Source organism: Microcoleus sp. B3-D2 (genome assembly GCF_036705345.1).
Classification (GTDB): domain Bacteria; phylum Cyanobacteriota; class Cyanobacteriia; order Cyanobacteriales; family Microcoleaceae; genus Microcoleus.
In genome coordinates, this window is the sequence record NZ_JAUBUG010000065.1 from 1 (window position 1) to 21147 (window position 21147).

Sequence of the window (21147 nt, forward strand, 5' to 3'; positions counted from 1 at the left end):
TCTTGCTTGTAGGAACAATTGCCATCGCTGCTCTGTCAGTCCTATTTATCATAACTGATTACCCGGACATGATATAATTTACCAGCTCAGAAACTCGCTTCAATTGTACCAATGATTGAAAGCGTAGGTGCAAGTGTTATTTGTTTATACCCCTACTCTCCCTATTTTAATCTTATTGAAATGTGGTGGTCACCGCTTAAATCGTTTTTGCGAAGGTTTGCTCCCAAGGCCCCAGCAATGATTGATAGGATCGTAGCAGTTGCCCTCAACAAACATGAATCCTAACCATTTAAGAAATTGGTTCACTGATTGTTGCTACTGTACGTCATAACTACGGAAAACTCTGTAAGATTTTTATCTATTTATCTGTGGCTTTTCTATGACTTCCATTCATTATCGCATCTGGCTGGAGTTTCTAGATGGTCTGGATATCCCTGAATACACCAATGAGACACCTTATATCATTTCCGGTTACACCGGAATGATGTTGACGGTTGACGGTTGACTGTTCACGGCGTCAAGTGTCAACAGTCAACCGTCAACAGTGAACTCGAATTTACTATTCCGATGCTAACGGATTTGATATTATTTACGGAGCCACCCAAAAATTTAGCAATTTTAGCTTGATTTTATCCGTCATTAAGCAATCATAAAATCAGAATTATTTCTCTAATATCTCCTTTTTCTTCTTTTAAGGCTTTCTGTAGTTTTTATGTTTGCTCGTCTCGTTAAGATAATGATTGGCTGGCATTTTTTTACTGATTGACTAAATTCATTTTTAATGAAACCATATTTAAATGCACAACAGCTTAGGGCTTTGCTAACTTCGACAATTTTCGTACCCGGTTATTAGCTGGCTTTTCTGATTACTTTGACCGATCACCACAACTCCAGAAGAATTAACCTTTTTTCTGACATCCGTTACATCAGAAGAAAGTGAATCCGTTGTCGATCTTCCTTCTTCAACATCTGCTTCCTTGAGGGTTGCAGGTTCGGGATGCTAAAATCGAGCCGTACCATTTATCTATTGGTATTTGCTTTCTGACCCGAAATCCTAAGTTTTCAATAATTTGTCGGGTTTCCGCGTGAGTGTGACCAGACCACAAGTGATATTCTAAAGAAAGGTTTTGCACAAGTTGCCAAGTATCTCGATCTTCAAATAACAGCCATTCTGCACCTTCGCAGTCTACTTTGGCTAAATCGACGCTACCACCAATTCGCTCGATCGCCCTGCGAAATGATACCATTGGTATTTCGCCGCTTTCGCTAACTGTCGATCGGGTTTTTCCCGAAACTTCCCGAATGTCGAGGACTACTTTACCATCTCGGTCTCCTACTGCTTCCATAAAATATGTAAAATTTGCGATTTGAGATTGATGTTTGAGGTAATTTTCTAGGTAGAGATTAGGTTCGTAGGCGTGAATTACGGCCTGGGGAAACCTGTTCCTCGCAGCAATCGGAAATAAGCCAACATTGGCTCCAATATCAATAATTGTCATCAGCGATTCAGATAATTGCTCGACTCCGTAGCAGTCGTCTAAAAGCACTTCTATAAATTCTCCGTCCATGCCTTTCTCTGAAGGCACGTTTATTCGATGCAGTTTTCCTTGCACAATTAATTGTTCGGGCAATTGAAAGCTAGCAACTCTGTTAAATTTAATCCCTAACTTTTTGGCTCGAATTTGGCGCTGCAGGAGTTGCTGAAGTTTATGGACAAGCATAGGGAGAGCTTGAGATTTGTTGTAATTTTAAAATAACCTTAGATGAGGGAAAAGCCTCTAGGTAATAATTCACGTTTTGCACGGCTTGTAAATCCAGTTGAAGTCTGCGAATTCAACCTGAAGGCGAGATTTTTAGTCAACCAATCCGGCTGATTACGAGTTTGTTGAGAAGGCGCTAGATCTCATTACAGAAAGTTATTTTTTTGTTCATAAGAAGAGTAAATTGAGAGTAAATATAATTTAATATATGTCAAAATGCGCTTCAAAACACGGAATTGAAAAATGTTAGAGTTCGATGGGCTGCTGCTAACAATTGAAGAGTTAGTAATACTCCACTTTCCCAGGGCTGCGGAGTCGGAAATTAACCAGCGGTTGATGGAAAAATTCGCCGGCCCGGGAGTGAATGCTTGGCTCGTCGATCGTGCGAACAATGCGATCGCCCTAATTCCCGACCGCAATCCCCAAAAGTCGATCGCCATTACCGCTGGCAAAGATGAAATTGGCATCCTAGAGAATCTAGCACTCATGCAGGCTCTACTCGTTGACACTCCCGGGCCTCAAGGCGTGGGGATTCTTAATTCATCGACTGACCTTTAAGCACCATGTCCTTGCGGCAGTCCTTAAACCTTTCAACCGTACAATAGTACAAATTGACGAGTCTAATTCACAGTAACCCCAGAGGGTCTATCTCCAAAAGCGTACTAGGATACAAGCCTAGAGTTTGGGTATGCCCTACCCTACTTAACAAATCAAGAAATTGTTTGTTTTTACTGGTTTAAGGATGCGTTGATCCTTTAGCTGTTTTAAGAGTTTTCGCCCCTCTGCGTCCCCCGGTTTATACCTAAAAGTGTGTCTTAACTGTTTCACGATGGTAAAGGAGTTTAACCTTGACGATTTTAGTATACTACCAATACTAGCAATTCCTGATTTTTAGGAATGGATTTAAGAAATTAAAGCCGCCCTAGAAGGACGGGGTTTTAAACCCAATTTCCTGATAACCACCTATCCTGGATACAGTAGACCTGTTACCTGAGTCAAGTTAACAGACGTTTGTCCTGCTGACGACACTCACAAGCTTGATTTGCCACAACCCCTAGCCTTCACCCCAAGCTGACAAGAAGCCCATTATTCTCAAACGCAACATTTGTTCTTGAACGCCTAGGTTTTAGCACCTGCTTGTACGTCCGGTGAGGCTGGCCACCACCGCCACTAACTCAGCAGCATCTACGGGTTTGGTCAAATGCATCTGAAAACCTGCTAATAGTGACTGCTGACGATCGTCATTCCGGGCATAAGCCGTCAGCGCGATCGCGGGTAGCCTACCGCCCCGCTGCGCTTCAAGTTGACGCAACTTGCGGATCAGGGAGTAGCCATCCTCATCCGGCATCCCAATATCGCTCACTAAAACATCGGGGCTGCGATCGGTTGCGGTTTCGATAATGGTCAAGGCCTCCTTGACCGAAGCCACAGCCATGACATCAGCACCATACTTTCCGAGAATCGTGCTCAGCAACTCTAGCGCGTCAGCCTCGTCCTCTACCACTAAGATTTGTAAGCCTTCAAGGGTCGGCGAGGTCTGAAACCTCCCCTTCGCCTCGACGAGCGAGTTTAATGGCTCTGGAGCGCTGGGTGGTAGATGGATAATCATCACGGGCAGTTTGACTGTAAAGGTCGTCCCCTGTCCTATCCCTGGACTCACTACCGTTACAGTCCCGCCATGTAATTCAACTAATTGACGCACAATGGCTAACCCTAAACCCAACCCCCCATAACTGCGAGTAGTAGTGCTGTCGTGCTGGGTGAAGCGATCGAAGACAAACGGTAGAAAGTCCGAGCTGATGCCTGCTCCAGTGTCGCTGACAGTAATTTCAACATGGGAATTAACCCGCTGCAAAAGAATCTGGACTCGCCCGTCTTTAGGCGTAAATTTGACCGCGTTAGAAAGTAGATTCCACACAACTTGCTGCAACCTATCGGCATCACCCAAGAGCGGACCAGCTTCAGAATCGAGTACGCTTTGCAGGCGAATTGACTTTGCCTCAGCAGCCAATTGTACAGACTCAATCGCCGATTCAATCACCGGCACGAGGTTGACAGGACGGACTCGGAGACGCAGTTTACCTGTGATGATGCGAGAAACATCGAGGATGTCTTCGATGAGCTGGGCTTGAGACTTTGCGTTTCGCTCGATCGTCTCCAAAGCGCGCGCCACCTTATCCTCACTCAGGTTTTTTTGCCGTAACATCGTTGACCACCCTAAGATCGCGTTGAGAGGAGTTCTGAGTTCATGAGAAAGAATCGAGAGAAACTCATCCTTGGCACGGTTAGCTGCCTCTGCCTCTGCCCGAATTATTTGTTCACGCATCAATAATTCGTCTTTGGTGCGATTAGACGCTTCGAGTTGGGAAGTGCGTTCCTGCACCCGTTGCTCTAGCTCCACATTAATCGCCTCGATACGGCGGCGACTATTTTCTAGTTCCTGGTTTGTAAGGGCAAGTTGAGCTGGACTGGGCGTATCGAGTGCCACTGGAATTAAGGGAATCAGTAAAAAGGTGAAGGTATACAAAGACCAAGCACCAGTGACAGCTTTGATCAGTCCTGAAACCCAATAAATGGGGTGCCAAAGTGTCACTATTCCCATCAGGTGCGTCATGCCACATAAGGCAAAGATAAAAAAGAAACCCACCAGCAGTATCACCGTGTGGGCAGGCAGATCCTTACGCTCATTCGTAAAGTAAACAATGGCAACCGCCACCGAGAAATAAGCGAGGGTAGTCAAGGCATCTGACGTTAAGTGCAGCCAGACTAACCCCGGTTTCCAGAGGTAACAATGCCCGTGAGGAATGAAATTATTAGAAAAGAAGGTGCTCAAGAGGTCAGGCATATTAGTTTACGGCACTGTCAAGTTAATTTAGGGGGTGTCATCAATTCAACCAGATGACCGCAGCAGCCAGAAGCATCGCACGCCGGAAAGTTCACCGCCCTAGGGTGATAGCGCGTAGCGATTGCCTGATACTGCTTGAGCTTGGGGAAAAAGTTCTCAATCAAAGGACGGGCTTTGTACAATTGAGCATCGTAAGTTTCCAGGGTCTTGCAATTGCGGCGAGGTGAAATGACGGTGGTCTTCCCCTCGGCATTGAGGCGGTCAATCACACGCTGATCTGGATCATAGCCCTTGTTAGCGAGCAGTGTATCCGCCAGCAGTAATGGCTGCAGTTGGTCGGCTCTTGCTGGCGTCACCAGCTTGTCCGGGGGCGAGGTGAAACCCCAACGGATTGCCCAACGCATCCACGCGATCGCATGAATCTTGTTACTCAATCGCCCTTTGCTGCCTCCAATTGCTTCATTCCTACGCTCCTCAAAAAGCTCAGCAGAAAGATGTTTCTTTCAAGTGGGAAAATGCCTGAATTAAAACTAAGTGTACCGCCGGGAAATAGTGGGTAAAAGTGCTTTAATATGTCAAAATTCGCTCCTAAAAACGAAGATCAAAAATGTTAGAGTTCGATCGCCTGTTCCAAACAATCGAAGAATTAGTAATGCTGCACTCACCCAGCGGTGCGGAGTCGGAAATTAACCAGCGGTTGATGGAAAAATTCGCCGCCCTGGGAGTGAATGCTTGGCTCGATCGCGCGGATAATGCGATCGCCCTAATTAAGGGCCGCAATCCCGAAAAGTCGATCGCCATTACCGCCCACAAAGACGAAATTGGCGCCCTAGTTAAAACAATAGGCGAGAGTGGCCGCGTGGAAGTCCGCAGATTGGGGGGCGCATTTCCTTGGGTTTACGGCGAAGGCGTGGTGGATTTGCTCGGAGACAAGCAAACAATTAGCGGCATTCTCAGCTTCGGTTCCCGCCATGTTTCTCACGAATCTCCTCAGAAAGCTCAGCAGGAAAATGTTTCTTTAAAGTGGGAAAATGCCTGGATCGAAACTAAGTGTACCGCCGAGGAATTAGCCGAGGCCGGAATTCGACCGGGCACGCGGATGGTGGTGGGAAAGCACCGCAAGCGCCCGCTGCGGTTGAAGGATTGGATGGCGAGCTACACTCTGGACAACAAGGCTTCAGTGGCGATTTTGCTGGCTCTGGCGGAATGTTTGAAAGAGCCTGCGGTGAATGTTTATTTGGTAGCGTCGGCGAAGGAGGAGGTTGGGGCGATCGGAGCTTTGTATTTCACCCAGCGCCAGCCGTTGGACGCGCTGATCGCTTTGGAAATTTGCCCTCTAGCGCCGGAATACCCGATTTCTGACGGCGAAAACCCGGTTTTGCTGGTTCAGGACGGCTACGGAGTCTACGATGAAGGATTAAACGCCCAATTGCGCGCAGCAGCCGCAGCAGCCGATGTAGAGGTGCAGTTGGCGGTAATTAGCGGTTTTGGGAGCGATGCTTCGATCGCCATGAAGTTCGGCCACGTAGCCCGCGCCGCTTGTTTGGCTTTCCCCACCCAGAACACCCACGGCTTTGAAATTGCTCATCTCGGGGCGATCGGCAATTGCGCCGCCATCCTCAAAGCCTACTGTGACGAGCTTTGGGACGAGTAGAAAAAAAAGTTTCGCAAAGTAGTTGACAGATTGGGAAAGATTAGTTAAGGTAATAAAGGTGCGGAACACAAGCAAACGCAACGACGCGCCCCCATCGTCTAGAGGCCTAGGACACATCCCTTTCACGGATGCGACGGGGATTCGAATTCCCCTGGGGGTATTGAAAATTTAAGTCTGATATCAAAGTGATATCTAGTATATGGGGTGGGCATTTTGCCCGCCCTTATTGCTATTGGGTTTAACATTAAGCTGATGCGTGCGATCGGCTTTTCGTTAGTTTGCACCATTGCCATTGATATCGAAGTTTTCTAGAATGGGAATTTCTGAAGGTGAGGAAGCTACGATTCGCAGGTTTATATCAACTATGATTTGATTTTTATCAAGAACTACATTTGCTTTTTTTATTATAATTTTTGCCGATAAACAATCGCCTGATTCAGGTTCGGGAGACGACTGAGTTTTATATCCTGCGTCCTCCAGCCATTCACAAATCTTCCTCCAGTTTTCTACCTTTTCATCAGCTTTACCTACAAGATTTTTTACATACTGGTATAAAGTATTACAGAAATCTACCGCAATTCCCTTGGGGTTTTTACTGAGCCTTTCGGCAATTTCGGCGGGACTGTAGCCGCAGAGTAGACCCCGTAGATGTTGTTTCTCTGTGGGCGTGAGTCGCTTTCCCTTGGCGGATGCTAGGTCTGTGTAAAGAGTTTCTAAGTCCCAGTCGCGGGCAGCTTCGGAGAAGCGATCGTTAGAGGATGCCATTGCAGGGGATAGGTTTCTGGATTTTTTATAATCAAAGTCTAACACGATTCCTAATGCTTATTAGTTTCTTTGTTAAAGGTAGTTAGATTAGGATCAGGGAAAGCAGGATAGTGATTAATTTTACACAATAAATAGGGGCAAGGCTCACTTCTTGCGAGGTACCGTTTTCTGCTCGACAGAGTTATCAAGCCAAAGTCTCTACAAAATCCTCTGTTTTTAAAATGTCGAAAAATTAGACTTAGGAGTATTTTATGCCTTCATTCTATCCAGGTCAGAAAGCTAATGAACTTGCCCAGGAAGCTCAAAAGCGGTTCGAGCGTGCGGTTGAAGATTTGAAAAGAGAAGAAGCAGCCACAAACAGATTAGCCGAAGAGTACGGTCAACTGCAACTGAATGTCATAAGAAGCACAATTAAGCGCTTTGTTACCTTCCTTGAAAATACTGGTCGGAAGGCTTCAGAAAGTGAAAAGCGGCTTTTAGAAGGGATGGATTTTTCTGTTCAGCAGATGAAGGAGTACAAAGCTGCGGCGGTAGGAGCAGAACAATATTTTATGGCTGGCGTTAAATCTGCTGGAGCAGCCGCAGCAGGTTACGGCGGTGCTATTGGTGCTGTTACTACACTAGGAGCTGCAAGCACCGGAACCGCTATCTCAACTCTCAGTGGAGCGGCTGCTTGGAATGCAACTTTAGCATGGTTTGGCGGTGGAGCGATCGCGGCTGGTGGCGGCGGTATGGCTCTGGGTGCTGCTGTGCTAGGGGGTATCACCCTTTTACCAGCTTTGGCGATTGGTGGCTTTTTTGCTGCTAGTGAAGGCGAGAAAGCGATGACAAAGGCGCGAGAGCATGAAGCTCAAGTCAATAAGGCGATCGCAGACATGAAACTTGCTAAGGACTTTGCCAAACAGGTAAGACAGCGCATAACTGAGTTGAGAGGAGTGTTTGAATCTATGAACACTCGTGCTGTTGAAGGTTTGAGTAAATTAGAATCTCAGCCTTTTGATGCTAAGAGGGATGCTGAGAAGTTCCAACAGGTAGGTCTTCTGATGAAGGGACTTGTAGAAATGTTGAAAACTCCTGTCTTAAATAATGACGGTAAGCTTAACCTCGGTACTGTGAAGGTTTTGGAGAAATATCGGATTTTACCAGGGAAATAGAAATCACGATCGAAGTAGTCTCAAGACTTACGCAGAAAATCTATTTGTAGGGTGGGCATTTCCCACCTTACTACTTAAAAATAAGGAGGTTGCAATGAATCCGTGGGAAATTTTAGGAAATGTTGGTGATTTACATCAGATATGTACTGAGAATGACTTCGCAAAAGAAAACCAAGCGGGTGCAGTTGTAGGAGGAGGTGCAGCACTTGTGGCTGGTGTAACTTTTTTGGGTGCGGCTGCTCTAGGGCCTGTGGCTATTCCTTTAATCATGGTTGGCGGTGCAATGGCTGGTGCCACAGCAGAATCTACAGTTAAGAATGTAGGCAAAGGCGTAGCAATGGCTGGCGCCACAGCAGGATCTACAGTTAAGAATGTAGGCAAAGGCGTATCTAAGGGAATTACAGGATTTTTTGATTTCTTCAAAAGCGATGAAGACTTTTTTAACCGAGGAATAGAAAAGCTTGAAAGTGGAGAGTACGGGGCCGCTCTTGAAGATTTTACGAAAGCGATCGAACTCAATTCTCAAAATGTTTATGCCTACTTTGTGCGCGGCTGTATTCTCGATGAACAGCACAATTATGCAGGAGCAATTTCAGATTATACTAAAACTATCCAGCTCGATCCTAGCTATGTAGATGCTTACCGCAATCGAGGTAACATTTACGTCGCTAAAAATGATTATAGCAAGGCAATTGCCGACTACACCCAAGTCATCAAACTCGCTCCCGGCCAGGCGGATATCTACTTAATACGAGGAAGTGCCTACAGCGAACTAAAAAATTACAAAGAAGCCATTGCTGACTTCACTCAAGTTATCACTATCGAGCCTAGTAATGTGAATGCCTACTACTGTCGTGGTTTAGCATATACTGAACTAGAGGATTATGAGAGTGCTATTGCTGATTATACTCAAGTTATCAAACTTGACCCTAACTGTGTCGAGGCCTACTTCACGCGGGGCTGTTTACTTGTTGAGCTAGAACATTACAAAAAAGCCATTGCTGACTTCACTCAAGTTATCAAAACTAAACCTAATGATGTTAACCTGTATTTTCAGCGGGGTTATGCTCGCGCCAAAGTAAAGAATTATAAAGGAGCTATTGCCGATTTCACTCAGGTTATAAAGCTTAGCCCTAATGAAGCAGTTAATTATTTGTATCGCGGTCATGCACACGTAGCAAACAAGGATTATGATAGTGCAATAGCTGACTACAATCAAGTCATCAAGATAGAACCAAACTGTACAGATGCTTATTTTAATCGGGGATGCGTCCGCCATGAAAAGGGAGACAAGCGGGGAGCTCTTGCCGACTACAATCAGGTCATCAAAATAGAGCCAGACAATGCTTATGCCTACGTTAAAAGGGGTTCTATACGCAGAGAAAAGGCAAAAAGAGAGGAAGCCGTAGCAGATTTTCAGAAAGCTATCAGCCTCTTTCGCAAAAACTCCATGATGGATGAAGTCCGAAATCTTCAAAAAGAAGTCAGGGAGCTTCAGAATGAAATTCAGAATACTCCTTGGTGGCAGACTCGGGTGTTTTAGGATTCTGTTCTGTAGAAATATCGCATTTTACCAGGGAAATAGAAATGGTAGCTAAAAAAGTTCCTGTAGAAATTTTTAATCCCGGCTCCGTGGCTGAGTGCTTCCGTGATGTTGTTGGAGCTTACACCGAATACAAAATAGTTGCAGAGCAAGAACAGACTAAACGGCGTGGCATAGAAGCTTGGGAAAAAGTAACGATTGCCGACATTCAAGCAAAACGCGATGCTTTGATCGAGTATCTTGAAGGCTCATTTGATGAGCGTGCTAAGAACTTTTACTTTCTGTTTAAAAAGGTTGATGAAGCAATAGCAATCGGTGATAACAACCAGTTAGCTTTAGCCCTGAGTTCAATTACTGAAATAGCTAAGTCGAGTCCTTTCAAAGACCTTGCTGATTTGACATCTGTCAAAACAGCCCTTGACGATCCCGATCATGAATGGGAGTTTTAATCGGCCCTATCATTCTCAAAAACTCAATAGATTTCATTTTTTCAAGAAAAGGAGATTATAGAATATGACAATTACATCTATACTCAAACAACTCGAAGGATTGAGTCAGAAAGAGATGATAGCTAGACTAGAGGAAACTCGCGCTGAACTTCTCAGTGAGCAGATGAAAATGATAGTAAAAAAAGACAATGGAATCTCAACACTAAACAAAATATTAGGTGTAATTAAATTTGATGCGCGCCCTTCTCTGAATAAATCAGAACTTGAAGAACTTCGTCCAGTTCTTCAACGATTTGTCCAAGAGGGAACGTTTACTGAAAATCAGTTTAGGTCGCTGTACCCAAGAGGATAAAATTAAAGATCGCACCCTACTCCTACCCACCAAATAAAAATCAAACACGGTCTGAATCGTCAGCGATCGCTCGAAATGGCCTGTCTGTCCCAACTAACCTACGTCACCTAAAACCAAGGCTTAGAAGTTGTGCGCGAGATCCTCAAATCAGGATGTTCACCCTTCGTCGGTCAGTATGAAACAATAGAGTTTATTCAAGCGCCGCGCCCGTTGATTTCAACAGGTGATTTTGCTTGCTGTGGTTTGGCCTTGTCTGCACCGAACGAGATTGCGATCGCCATCCGAGGAAGAGAAAACCTAGACGATTATTTTTTAAATTTACTGGTCGAGTCTAATTCACAAGGCATTCATTGAGAATTTGACACTTTAGTCGAGCGGTAATAATTCACCCCAATAATGCGGACTGTGTAAATGCCTTGATCCTGCAAGCGTTGTTAGTCGGCTGCTGCAAATTTATCGTGACAGGTGGCGGCTGTGACATCGAGGCGTTTTCCCGATCGCAATCTCTGGGTGGAACATTCAAATCCGCCCATGAGAAAACTTTGAAACATCAATCGGATGGGTAATGGGGCATTCAGGTTTGTAGTCAGGACTAAATTCCTTAGATTTCAATCATAAAAAACTCAAGTCCTTACTACAAACGGTATTTTTGTAAGAAGTATATCGATCGGCAAAAAATCAAAATGAAATCAGAAAAAATCTGAGATTTTCACTTTTTCCTTGACAAATCACCAATTAGCATTGAGTAATACCTTGCGGCAGTGAACTGTCTTCGGCCCTATTCCCGCCGAGAGTTGCCTCCGCGATCGCCTCTAGGGGAAACTTGGGAGTGCGATCGGCATACAGCAAACCGTTAGCTTCTTGGTAAGTATCGGTCAACTGCGTGTAACAAAATCCACTGAACATTTCCACTTGGTTTACCACCTTCAGCAGCGCAGTGTAGCGCCTTTGCAGTTCCTGGGTGTCCGACGCGCGTACGTAGCCCCAAACTCTGTAAAAATCCGGGTTTTCGCGGCCAGCGCAGGCGATGCCGCCGAATTCTGTCAGCATCATCGGCTGTCCTTGGTGCGGGTGGCCGTCGAGGGTGAGGATGCGCCCTCCCGGACGCCCGCGATCGAACAAATCCGCTAGCTGGACTTCGGGCCCGTAGCGCTTGGCTAGGGTGTGCGGGTTGTTGTCGTAGTCGTGAATCGCCAGGATGTCGGTATCAATGCTTTCCCAGCCGTCGTTACCGATGACGGGGCGAGTCGGATCGAGGGTTTTTGTCAAGAAATACAGCGCTTGCACGTAGTTGCGGTGGGCTGCTGCTTCGACTAAATTCGGAACTCCCCAAGATTCGTTAAACGGCACCCAGACTACGATACAGGGGTGGCTGGAGTCCCGGTCGATGACTTCCGTCCACTCCCGCGTCAGCCGTTGAACGGCTTTGGGAGTGAAGCGGTAGGCGCTGGGCATTTCTTCCCAAACTAAGAGCCCCAGCACGTCAGCCCAGTACAAAAAGCGGGGGTCTTCGATTTTTTGGTGCTTGCGGACGCCGTTGAAACCCATTGCTTTGACTAATTCGACATCGTGGCGCAAAGCTTCGTCGGAGGGGGCAGTCATCATGGTGTCGGGCCAGTAACCTTGGTCGAGCACCAGTCGCAAATAGTAGGGGCGGCCGTTTAGCATGAAGCGATCGCGCTGGATGCTGACCGTCCTCATGGCGGTATAAGATTTAACCTCGTCGAGCAGTTTGCCGTCGGCCCACAACTGCACTTGAGCATTAATTAGCGTCGGTTTTTCGGGACTCCACAGCAATTCGTTGCGGTAGTCGTCGATACCAGGGTCGGAGAGCGCGATGCGGCGGTGGATTTCGCCGTTGATGACTTCGTAGGTGTCGTTGACCAGCAGCATACAGCCGATCGACAGTTTAACTTTAACCTGGATTCCCGACTGGCGATCGCCCGCGACAAACGCTTCAAAACCGATTTCCCAGCGTTCAAACTGGGGAGTCCAGCGGATGCGCTCAATATAAGTGTGAGGCACCAATTCTACCCAGACTGTCTGCCAAATGCCGGTCGTGCGCGGATACCAAATATTGTGTGGCTCTATTTGCCAGTCTTGCTTGCCGCGCGGTTGCTCCAAATCTTGCGGGTCGTCCTGGGCCCAGACTGTCACCCGCTGCGGCCCGTTGGGGTTCACAAGTGCTGTAATGTCTGCGCTGAAAGGAGTGTGTCCGCCTTCGTGTTCCATGACAAACTGACCGTTCACCCATACGCGGGCGCGGTAGTCTACGGCCCCAAAGTGGAGGAGAGTTCTTCCTTCTGTATGGGGTATGTCAAATTCGCGCTCGTACCAGCAGTTGGGGTGAAAATTCGTGTCCCCGATCCCACTTTTTGCCGATTCGGGAGCAAACGGCACTTCTATAGTGTGAGTCCACTCAGAAATATCGATCGGCTGCACGCAGCGTCCCGCGTCATCATAAGCAAATCTCCACTGACCATTGAGACAAATCCAGTTGCTCCGGCGCAGTTGAGGGCGGGGATAACCTGTTTTCCGTCCTTGAACTGTGACCTTACTATCAAGAGTTGCAGACTCTTCTATCTCGCAATTTTCTAATTCTCTTCCTAACCAACTCATCGGCACATCTACCTGAAGTTATATATATAGGTTAGCCACAATTACCACCACTTTGACAAGTTTTTTGCTGATTAATTTGCAAAATTTCTGCACCTTAATACAGGCTCATCTGAAGGCTCTCTTGTGCTGAAGTCATTAGTCAGAAGAAAGAAGAATAAACCAGGAAGATTTTTCCTATTCCCCCCTCTCCCCCTCTCCCCCTCTCCCTCTAGCTAGCAAGACTGTGCAAACCTCCTAACGGTTCAGCTAGCTCACTTTTGAGAGAAAAGTCTTCTGCAAACGGCAAACACTGAAATATTTGCTGTAGTCCCGTGAGTTCAAAGAGAATTCTAACTTGTTCGCTCATGGCAGAGATCAAAAGTATACATTCGCTGTCTCTAACTAATTTCACGATCGCCACTACAGCCATTAACTCGGAATTTTTCAGGAAATTTATTTTTGAGAAATCCAGCATAAGAATTTTCCCACCGCTTTCAATGAGGCGCTGTATTTCTTTCTGAAACTGAGCAAATTGAGAATTTTCCAAAACCTCATGAGACAAAACAATTTTAACTAGAACGTTCATTTTTACCTCAGTGCTTGTTTGAATTATTAAATAACTTTTGATGAAAACCGAGTAAGGTGCTCTGTTGGCACCTTACCTTTTTACCCCTAACTCGCAGCTTCCAACTACTTGCTAGCAGAGTTGCCGTTACCGTTGCCGTTGTTGACAGCAGCGACTTCTAGAGAAGCTGCGGCTGGGCGAGGGGGGGTAACTGCATTGGAGGAGGTTACATTAGAGGCCGAACCGTTAACATTTTCTACCAATTCAATTACGGGCTTGGTAGTAATTTGTTTGTAAGTTGTCAGAGCTTGAGCGACCACTTGATCCATGTTGTAATACTTGTAAGTCGCCAGCCTTCCCACGAAAGAAACTCCCGGAGTTGCATCAGCCAAAGCCTTATATTTCTTGTAAATTTCGGCATTTTCTGGACGCGGAACCGGGTAGTAAGGGTCTCCCTCAGCTTGGGGATATTCGTAGACAATGCTAGTTTTTTGATGCTCTTGTCCGGTGAGGTATTTAAACTCCGTGCAGCGAGTATATAAATGCTCGTTGGGGTAATTTACGACCGGTGCTTTTTGGTGTACGGGTACGTTCAGTGTTTCGTGCTTGAATTCCAAGGAACGGTAAGGAAGTTTGCCGTAGCAATAATTGAAATAGGTATCGACCGGCCCGGTGTAAATCATTTCTCCGTAAGGGATAAAACCCTCAATCTCGCGGTAGTCGGTATTCAGCATCACCTTGATGTTTGGGTGAGAAAGCATCTTTTCAAACATCCGAGTGTAGCCGTGCAGCGGCATTGCTTGATAGGTATCGGTGAAATAGCGATCGTCCCGGTTAGTGCGAGTGGGTACGCGCGCAATCACTGAGTTGTCGAGTTCCGACGGGTCCATTCCCCACTGTTTGCGGGTGTAGTTGCGGAAGAATTTCTCGTAAAGTTCGCGGCCGACTTTGCTGACAACTACATCTTCGGAAGTGCGAATGTAATCCTTTGGTTCTGCTACTTTCGCGAAGAAATCTTCTACTTCAAATGAGGTGAGATTCAGTCCGTAAAGTTCGTTTACGGTGTTGAGATTGATCGGAATTGGCAGCAGTTGACCGTCAACGCTGGCTAGGACGCGGTGTTCGTAGGGCCGCCACTCGGTGAAGCGCGAAAGATACTCGAAAACTTGGCGCGAATTGGTGTGAAAAATGTGGGGGCCGTATTTGTGTACGAGGATGCCGTGGTCGTCGTAGTGATCGTATGCGTTGCCGCCGATGTGGTTGCGGGTATCAATTATCAGGACAGTTTTTCCAGCTTCATTTGCTAGTCTTTCGGCAATGACGCTACCTGCAAATCCGGCTCCGACGATTAAATAGTCAAACATTGAAACACCTCTAATTGTGGGTAAGGGTAAGGAATAATTGGTAATTGGAGATAAAGCGAGGAGTGTTGAGTGTTAATTTTTGAAGCCGTAAAGTGTAACTCTTTAAATTCAACCTCAACATTCCTAACTTAAAACTTTGATCCGGTCTTCGGCTTTCTGCCGTTTCTGGTCTATCGCACTTTCGATCAACCCCAGCATTTCGCCCCAGGTATTGTCCCAAGAATTGTCTGCTAAAAAGGCGTCTACTTGGCTGAGCCACTTGGTGCGAACGTCCGAACTTTCGCTGAGGATTTCTTGGGCACAAGCAACGAATTCTTCAGAATTGCTAGCAATCCGAACCAAGCCCTTTTCTCCGTAGGGCCGCACCACGTCGCGGATAGGAGTAGAAATCACAGGTTTGCCGGCAGCGAGGTATTCTGGAGTTTTCGTGGGACTAATAAACTTAGTCGATTCGTTTATCGCAAAAGGCAGCATTGCGATATCCCACCCGCCAAGATACGCTGGCAGTTCTTGATAAGATTTCCCCCCGAGATAGTGGATATTTGGGTGGGTTGGCAGAGTTGTCGGAGCGATTTTCGTCACCGGGCCAATAATGACTAAATGCCAGTCCGGCCTTGCTTGGGCTATGTCCCCCAGCAGTTTGATATCCATGCGTTCGTCTATAACGCCATAAAATCCCAAACGCGGGTGAGGAATGTCTTTTTGATCCGTCGGTTCTTGTGAAAGATTCCTGGCGGTCGCAAAGTGTTCTTTTTCGATGCTGCTGGGGAAGGCGTGAATGTTTGGGTGCTGGTGCTGCTTGGCTTCGTAAAGGTTGTGTCCGCCTGTAAATACTACGCTGGCGCGCTTTAATAGTTGGTTTTCATTGGCTTTTAAATCGGGGTGTGCGCCTTTGAATGCTGACAATTCATCCATGCAATCGTAGACTACAGCTAGCGGCTTTAAGTGGTTGGTGAAACTCACAGCCATTGGTGTGTAATACCAGAGGATGTACTGGCTGATTTCGGCCGCTCGAAACAAATCATCTAGCATGGCTTGCTGAGCAGTTTGTGCTGTTGCTTCGCTGGTTCCTTTGGTCAGGTGCGGTACTATTACCCAGACTCCGCTTTCGTGGATGCTGACATCAAGCCACCAATCTGTAGCCACGCTATAAATCGGTTCTTCTACAAAGAATACGCGACGACTTTTGGCACAACGACTTAAGAGATGTTGCGGACGCTGATAGACAAAATTCCACCGCAAATGAGACAGGCAAACTAAATCTGGTGCATCTAAAGCCTCAGTTTTTGATAAGTTGGCGCGCAATGCGGGCGAGGAAGCAAATTGAGAGGGCGATTTGGCTGGATCTATAGAGGTAAATCGGATCTCCCATGCTCGCTCTTTATTGCTATAACTATTGTTTACTGAGTTTTCTGGGGGCGACATATTAGCCTCGGGAATTTGTCCATGAAAATTTGTCCGTTAAAATTTGTCAATAGGATATATTTCTCAGCATTCTCTTACTGAAAGTCGCAAGCTATAAATCTGAGAACTTTTATTGACTAGCAAGAACCGCATTCAGTGAGCCAAACAAAGAAACTGTTTAGCTGCGGAGAAACACGCTTATCTGCTTTTTTCAGAATTGAAACTTGGAGATAAGTTAATATTGTTAGACTTGCTATTGCTGTTAAATGTAACCCAGTTTTTCTGCCCTAACTTCTATCTGAAGGATGACTTCTATCTCAGGAGGCGCTTAGCTTGTATGCTGGGTTCAAAAGCCGTTAAAATGCCGATCGACCTTGTAAAATGACTCTTAACTGGCAGGTACGGCGTGAAAAAAGAGCGAGTTTTATTGCTTTATTTGGAGATGAAAGAAAATTTGTCATCAAGTTTATGTTGCTTTTTGATTTGACAAACCTGGCTTTTTTTTCACTCATCCGAGCGCTAATTGGGAAATTTTGTATCCTAATATACAAAAAGCCGACCGACATTTCTGACTTCCGATAGATTAACAATTGACAGTTTCATAGAGTGGGGTTAAACTCACCGAAGAGCACCTGTCTCAACAATATCAAAGAAACCACGCAACCGCAACGATAAACCTAAGATTTTGCGCGAGTCTGCGACAAGAAACCAAGGTGGTGACATTTGCGCTGTGGGCGTCAGTTTAACCTCGCGCCCCCAGCACAAATGTCAATCATCCCTCTAAGGGCGGCTTCGCCGATATCTGCAATCGAACGCCAAATATCCACCTAAACCCACCCAGACTAGAAGATAGCAGCACTTTTAAAGTCGGCGATCAATTTTTGCCAGTCCCCCTCCGAAGGCAAAATCTTGCACGGTCGAACTCTTTAAGAAATCGTGGGGAAAACCCAATTCAATGGCACTTACGTTGTCTAACTGCTGCATTTGCTCCGGCGTTAATTCAAACTCCAAACAAGCGAGATTTTCCTGAAGTTGCGAGAGTTTGCGGGAACCCACAATCGGAATAACTTGGACTGGCTGTTGTCGCAGCCAATTTAGGGCTATTTGAGAAGCAGGTTTACCAATTTCGGCTGCTATTTTGCTAACTTCGCCAGCAATTTGGAGGTCTCGTTCGTTAATTTTTCCCGATTCAGGTGAATTCAGCCGTTTAGCTTCGCTGGCTGTTTCTGAAGTGTTGTATTTTCCTGTCAGCAAACCGGCTGCTAGGGGGCTCCAAGCTGTGACGCCAATATCAAAGGCTTTTGCCATAGGGATCAAGTCCCGTTCAGGAGTTCGCTCTTTTAAAGAATACTCGATTTGCAAGCCGATAAATGGTGTCCAACCGCGCAGGTTGGCGAGCGTATTTGCTTGAGAAATAATCCAAGCCGGCGTATCGGAAATGCCGATATAAAGAACTTTACCGGCGCGCACCAAATCGTCAAAAGCGCGCATCACTTCTTCGACGGGTGTGGTAAAATCCCAAGCGTGCAGCCACAGCAAATCTATGTATTCAACTTGCAATCGCTTCAAACTGGCCTCTACTGCTTGCACCATATTTTTGCGGTGGTTGCCGAAACCATTGATTTCGCCATTCTTCATGTTGAGGCTATACTTAGTGGCAACTACCCATTTTTCGCGATCGGCTGCGATGAACTCACCGACATATTTTTCGCTAGTACCGTTGGTGTAGAGATTCGCGGTATCAATGAAATTGCCGCCCGCTTCTGCAAAGGCGTCGAACATTTTCCGGCTTTCGTCGTAGGAGCTCCCCCAACCCCAGTCTTCCCCAAAAGTCATGGTTCCGAGGCAGATTTCGGAAACGCGAAGTCCGCTGTGACCTAGTAGTTTGTATCTCATGTCACCCTTCCGCTAGTTAATGTTTGTTAACAGTTTAGATCGGGATTTCCCAAACTGTTGCCATCAGTCGGGGTGGCGGGTTTTACGGGGCCTTAGCGCTGTGCTTAATGTTGAATGTTTTGCCAAGTCAATCAAAATGTTTTAGCTTCGGGGGCGCCGAGCCATCGCCCCTGCGTTTAGTTTAAACACCCGGCAGGGGCGATCCTCTTACTAATATATTTAGGATTAGATTAATGAATTAAACTACAGTAAAATCCCCCAAAAAAAATCTACCTTTAGATAGGTACTTTATAAAACGAGTTAAATTAAAAAGTGCTATCTTAAATATTCAATTCAGAAAACCCGACAGAACTAGAGAAAAAATGAATGTAGCTAAATTAACTTTTTAGCGTTATATTGATTTATAGATTACAAAAACTAGGTGACTCACTTGGCTGACATCGTTGATACCGCCGTTTCGGCAGGCTCTTTTACTACCCTAGTTGCTGCAGTCCAAGCCGCTGGTTTAGTAGATACTCTCAAAGGCGCTGGCCCCTTCACAGTTTTCGCGCCTACTGACGAAGCTTTTGCTAAGCTTCCCGAAGGTACTGTAGAAGCACTGCTTAAGGACATTCCTAAGCTCACAAAAATCTTGACTTATCATGTCGTTTCTGGCAAAGTTATGGCCGCTGATGTGGTCAATTTGACATCTGCCAAGACAGTTGAAGGTTCAGAAGTTAAAATTGATGCTTCCAATGGCGTCAAAATCAATGATTCTACCGTTACCACAGCCGATGTTGCTGCTGATAATGGCGTCATCCACATTATTGATTCAGTCTTGCTTCCTGCGTAAGCACAGACTTAGATAGCGCAATACTATCTTGAGGGCGGTGGCTATAGTTAGCCGCCGCCCTGTTTTCGTTGAGGTTTAAATATTTTAGGCAGCTCAATAATTAAAACTATTATAGAGCAGCGGGAATTGACCGATCGCACTCAGCTTGACGTGGGTCCCAATTTGTCGCTGCTGGATTTACCGGGAAAACTCGTTGCAGGCAAACCGCGACAGGTACTCTGAACAAAAAAATTATCAAAAAAATAAAAAAGTGCGCTCGACGGCGTTAGCAATTGTCCATAATTAGCGGCGCACTTATTTTGCACTCTCGCGCTGATTGCCGATTGATGCGTAGATACCTGGCCACCAAACCCAACATTTCTCCGAGCAACTGGGTTTACGGGGCCTTGTCCTAATTAAGATACAATAAGAACCACAAGTTTAAGCTTTAGACCTTATTTGACATTCAAGCTATGCAATCTACAACTCAGTCCGAGACAGAACTGGCGATGGACGCTCCCAAACACGGATTGCCCGTTACAATCATTACAGGATTTCTCGGCAGCGGTAAAACAACCCTGCTCAACCACATCCTGACCAACCAGCAGGGTTTGAAAACAGCAGTTTTGGTAAATGAATTTGGCGAAATCGGCATCGACAACGAACTGATTGTCACCACCGACGACAACATGGTCGAGCTGAACAACGGCTGCATCTGCTGCACAATTAATGAAGATTTGGTTAATGCAGTTTACAAAGTTTTGGAACGTCAAGAAAATCTCGATTATCTAGTAGTCGAAACAACCGGACTCGCCGACCCGCTGCCAGTAGCGATGACTTTTTTAGGCACAGAACTGCGCGACCTGACTCGTCTCGATTCGATAGTTACAGTAGTAGACGCAGCCAACTACAGCTTAGATTTGTTCAACTCTCAAGCAGCTTACAGTCAAATAGCTTACGGCGATATAATTATCCTCAACAAAACTGATTTGGTTGAAGAAGCAGATTTAGATTTGTTGGAAGTTAAGATTCGGGATGTCAAAGAAGGTGCTAGAATTCTGCGAACCGTAAAATCGGAAGTTCCCCTACCGCTAGTCCTCAGCGTCGGATTGTTTGAATCTGACAAGTATTTCCAATCAGAAAAAACTCCTAGCAGTCACGACCACGATCATCACGACCATCACGACCACCACGACCACCACGACCACCACGACCACCACGACCACGAACATCACGACCATCACGACCACAGCCATCACGACCACAGCCATCACGACCACTCCCACCATTTAGAAAATGACGGATTTACCTCAATTTCTTTCCAGAGCGAGAAGCCCTTTTCTCTGAGGAAATTTCAATATTTCTTAGACAACCAACTGCCAACAAACGTGTTTCGCGCGAAAGGGATTATGTGGTTTGAAGAAAGCCCCAAACGGCATATTTTTCACTTGAGCGGCAAGCGATTTACGATGGACGATGACGAGTGGAAAGGCGAGCGGAAAAACCAGGTTGTTCTCATCGGTCAGGGTTTGGATACCGAGACTTTGCGATCGCAACTCGAAAACTGTCTTTGTATGCCTTCAACCAGTCGCGGTAAAGGTTTTGGGAAGAACTAACAGTAAAATATTCTTTTCACCTAAACCAAAGAGCGTCGCGGTCTAATTGTTTTCGCGATCGCGAACTGGAGATGGATGGGGACAATGAAGGGCGATCGCCCTCCAAGAAAAAGAGTGCCCTCCAAGAAAAAGAGCGCCCTCGAATAAAAAGAGCGATCGACCTATTTTATTGTTGCTAACAAAAACAGAGCCGCACACTTATACTGTCCGCCGATCTCAAAAGCACGATCGCCAGTGCTTTCAAAGGTGCAGAGTTGGGTTGGTTTTACCTAATCTCTGCACCTTTATGCTGTTCCCACCACCTCTCACCACTCCTACTTCCCACAACCAGCGCAATAGTTGGCAAACTCAACGAGGTCTGGGAGTTTCCC

General features: G+C 46.1%; 18 protein-coding genes and 1 tRNA gene. 10 read left to right on the forward strand and 9 right to left on the reverse strand.

Annotated features, from left to right (window positions below; all coding sequences use genetic code 11):
* Window positions 1-379: 379 nt before the first annotated feature.
* Window positions 380-505, forward strand: coding sequence for a hypothetical protein (locus QUB14_RS21780; RefSeq protein WP_333219154.1), 126 nt, complete (start codon window positions 380-382; stop codon window positions 503-505).
* 457 nt (window positions 506-962) lie between these two features.
* On the opposite strand, the gene QUB14_RS21785 is transcribed toward QUB14_RS21780, so the two are convergent.
* Entirely contained in the window at window positions 963-1721 is a 759-nt protein-coding gene (locus QUB14_RS21785; protein WP_333219156.1) for an FkbM family methyltransferase, read from the reverse strand.
* 282 nt (window positions 1722-2003) lie between these two features.
* Here QUB14_RS21785 and QUB14_RS21790 point away from each other — a divergent pair, with 282 nt between their 5' ends.
* Window positions 2004-2318, forward strand: coding sequence for a hypothetical protein (locus QUB14_RS21790; protein WP_333219158.1), 315 nt, complete (start codon window positions 2004-2006; stop codon window positions 2316-2318).
* Window positions 2319-2886: 568 nt separating this feature from the next.
* Here the strand turns inward: QUB14_RS21790 and QUB14_RS21795 are convergent.
* Together QUB14_RS21795 and QUB14_RS21800 are read right to left on the reverse strand one after the other, a co-directional pair.
* Window positions 2887-4605 (reverse strand): ATP-binding protein, encoded by a 1719-nt coding sequence (locus tag QUB14_RS21795; RefSeq protein ID WP_333219160.1) that lies wholly within the window; start codon window positions 4603-4605, stop codon window positions 2887-2889.
* A gap of 17 nt (window positions 4606-4622) precedes the next feature.
* The gene (locus tag QUB14_RS21800; protein ID WP_333219162.1) at window positions 4623-5039 is read right to left on the reverse strand and encodes a hypothetical protein; all 417 of its coding nucleotides are present in this window, start codon (window positions 5037-5039) and stop codon (window positions 4623-4625) included.
* A 173-nt stretch (window positions 5040-5212) separates the two neighbouring features.
* Here QUB14_RS21800 and QUB14_RS21805 point away from each other — a divergent pair, with 173 nt between their 5' ends.
* Window positions 5213-6259 carry a M42 family peptidase gene (locus QUB14_RS21805; protein ID WP_333219164.1) on the forward strand — a complete coding sequence of 349 codons (1047 nt, stop codon included), beginning with the start codon at window positions 5213-5215 and terminating at the stop codon, window positions 6257-6259.
* A gap of 87 nt (window positions 6260-6346) precedes the next feature.
* Window positions 6347-6419 (forward strand) — tRNA-Glu (locus QUB14_RS21810).
* Between the two features lie 113 nt (window positions 6420-6532).
* On the opposite strand, the gene QUB14_RS21815 is transcribed toward QUB14_RS21810, so the two are convergent.
* On the reverse strand, window positions 6533-7024 hold the full coding sequence (locus QUB14_RS21815) for a helix-turn-helix domain-containing protein (RefSeq protein WP_333219166.1): 492 nt from the start codon (window positions 7022-7024) through the stop codon (window positions 6533-6535).
* A gap of 251 nt (window positions 7025-7275) precedes the next feature.
* Here QUB14_RS21815 and QUB14_RS21820 point away from each other — a divergent pair, with 251 nt between their 5' ends.
* The 4 genes from QUB14_RS21820 to QUB14_RS21835 all read left to right on the forward strand — a co-directional run bounded on the left by QUB14_RS21820 (window position 7276) and on the right by QUB14_RS21835 (window position 10522).
* The gene (locus QUB14_RS21820; protein WP_333219168.1) at window positions 7276-8178 is read left to right on the forward strand and encodes a hypothetical protein; all 903 of its coding nucleotides are present in this window, start codon (window positions 7276-7278) and stop codon (window positions 8176-8178) included.
* Between the two features lie 94 nt (window positions 8179-8272).
* Entirely contained in the window at window positions 8273-9721 is a 1449-nt protein-coding gene (locus tag QUB14_RS21825) for a tetratricopeptide repeat protein (protein WP_333219169.1), read from the forward strand.
* 44 nt (window positions 9722-9765) lie between these two features.
* Complete coding sequence (locus QUB14_RS21830; RefSeq protein ID WP_333219171.1) at window positions 9766-10170, forward strand: hypothetical protein; 405 nt, start codon at window positions 9766-9768, stop codon at window positions 10168-10170.
* A gap of 64 nt (window positions 10171-10234) precedes the next feature.
* Window positions 10235-10522, forward strand: coding sequence for a hypothetical protein (locus QUB14_RS21835; protein WP_333219173.1), 288 nt, complete (start codon window positions 10235-10237; stop codon window positions 10520-10522).
* Window positions 10523-11257: 735 nt separating this feature from the next.
* On the opposite strand, the gene QUB14_RS21840 is transcribed toward QUB14_RS21835, so the two are convergent.
* The 5 genes from QUB14_RS21840 to QUB14_RS21860 form a co-directional block, all read right to left on the reverse strand.
* The gene (locus tag QUB14_RS21840; RefSeq protein WP_333219174.1) at window positions 11258-13141 is read right to left on the reverse strand and encodes a glycoside hydrolase family 2 TIM barrel-domain containing protein; all 1884 of its coding nucleotides are present in this window, start codon (window positions 13139-13141) and stop codon (window positions 11258-11260) included.
* 208 nt (window positions 13142-13349) lie between these two features.
* Window positions 13350-13706 (reverse strand): STAS domain-containing protein, encoded by a 357-nt coding sequence (locus QUB14_RS21845; RefSeq protein ID WP_333219176.1) that lies wholly within the window; start codon window positions 13704-13706, stop codon window positions 13350-13352.
* A 104-nt stretch (window positions 13707-13810) separates the two neighbouring features.
* A complete protein-coding gene (gene glf, locus QUB14_RS21850; protein ID WP_333219178.1) occupies window positions 13811-15049 on the reverse strand; it encodes a UDP-galactopyranose mutase in 1239 nt (412 codons plus the stop codon).
* 123 nt (window positions 15050-15172) lie between these two features.
* The gene (locus QUB14_RS21855) at window positions 15173-16474 is read right to left on the reverse strand and encodes a glycosyltransferase family 1 protein (RefSeq protein WP_333219180.1); all 1302 of its coding nucleotides are present in this window, start codon (window positions 16472-16474) and stop codon (window positions 15173-15175) included.
* A gap of 840 nt (window positions 16475-17314) precedes the next feature.
* Window positions 17315-18349 carry an aldo/keto reductase gene (locus QUB14_RS21860; protein ID WP_333219181.1) on the reverse strand — a complete coding sequence of 345 codons (1035 nt, stop codon included), beginning with the start codon at window positions 18347-18349 and terminating at the stop codon, window positions 17315-17317.
* Window positions 18350-18779: 430 nt separating this feature from the next.
* Between QUB14_RS21860 and QUB14_RS21865 the strand changes: the two genes are divergently transcribed.
* Both QUB14_RS21865 and QUB14_RS21870 read left to right on the forward strand, forming a co-directional pair.
* A complete protein-coding gene (locus QUB14_RS21865) occupies window positions 18780-19181 on the forward strand; it encodes a fasciclin domain-containing protein (RefSeq protein ID WP_333219215.1) in 402 nt (133 codons plus the stop codon).
* A gap of 452 nt (window positions 19182-19633) precedes the next feature.
* Complete coding sequence (locus QUB14_RS21870) at window positions 19634-20776, forward strand: GTP-binding protein (protein ID WP_333219183.1); 1143 nt, start codon at window positions 19634-19636, stop codon at window positions 20774-20776.
* The last annotated feature ends 371 nt before the right edge of the window (window positions 20777-21147 follow it).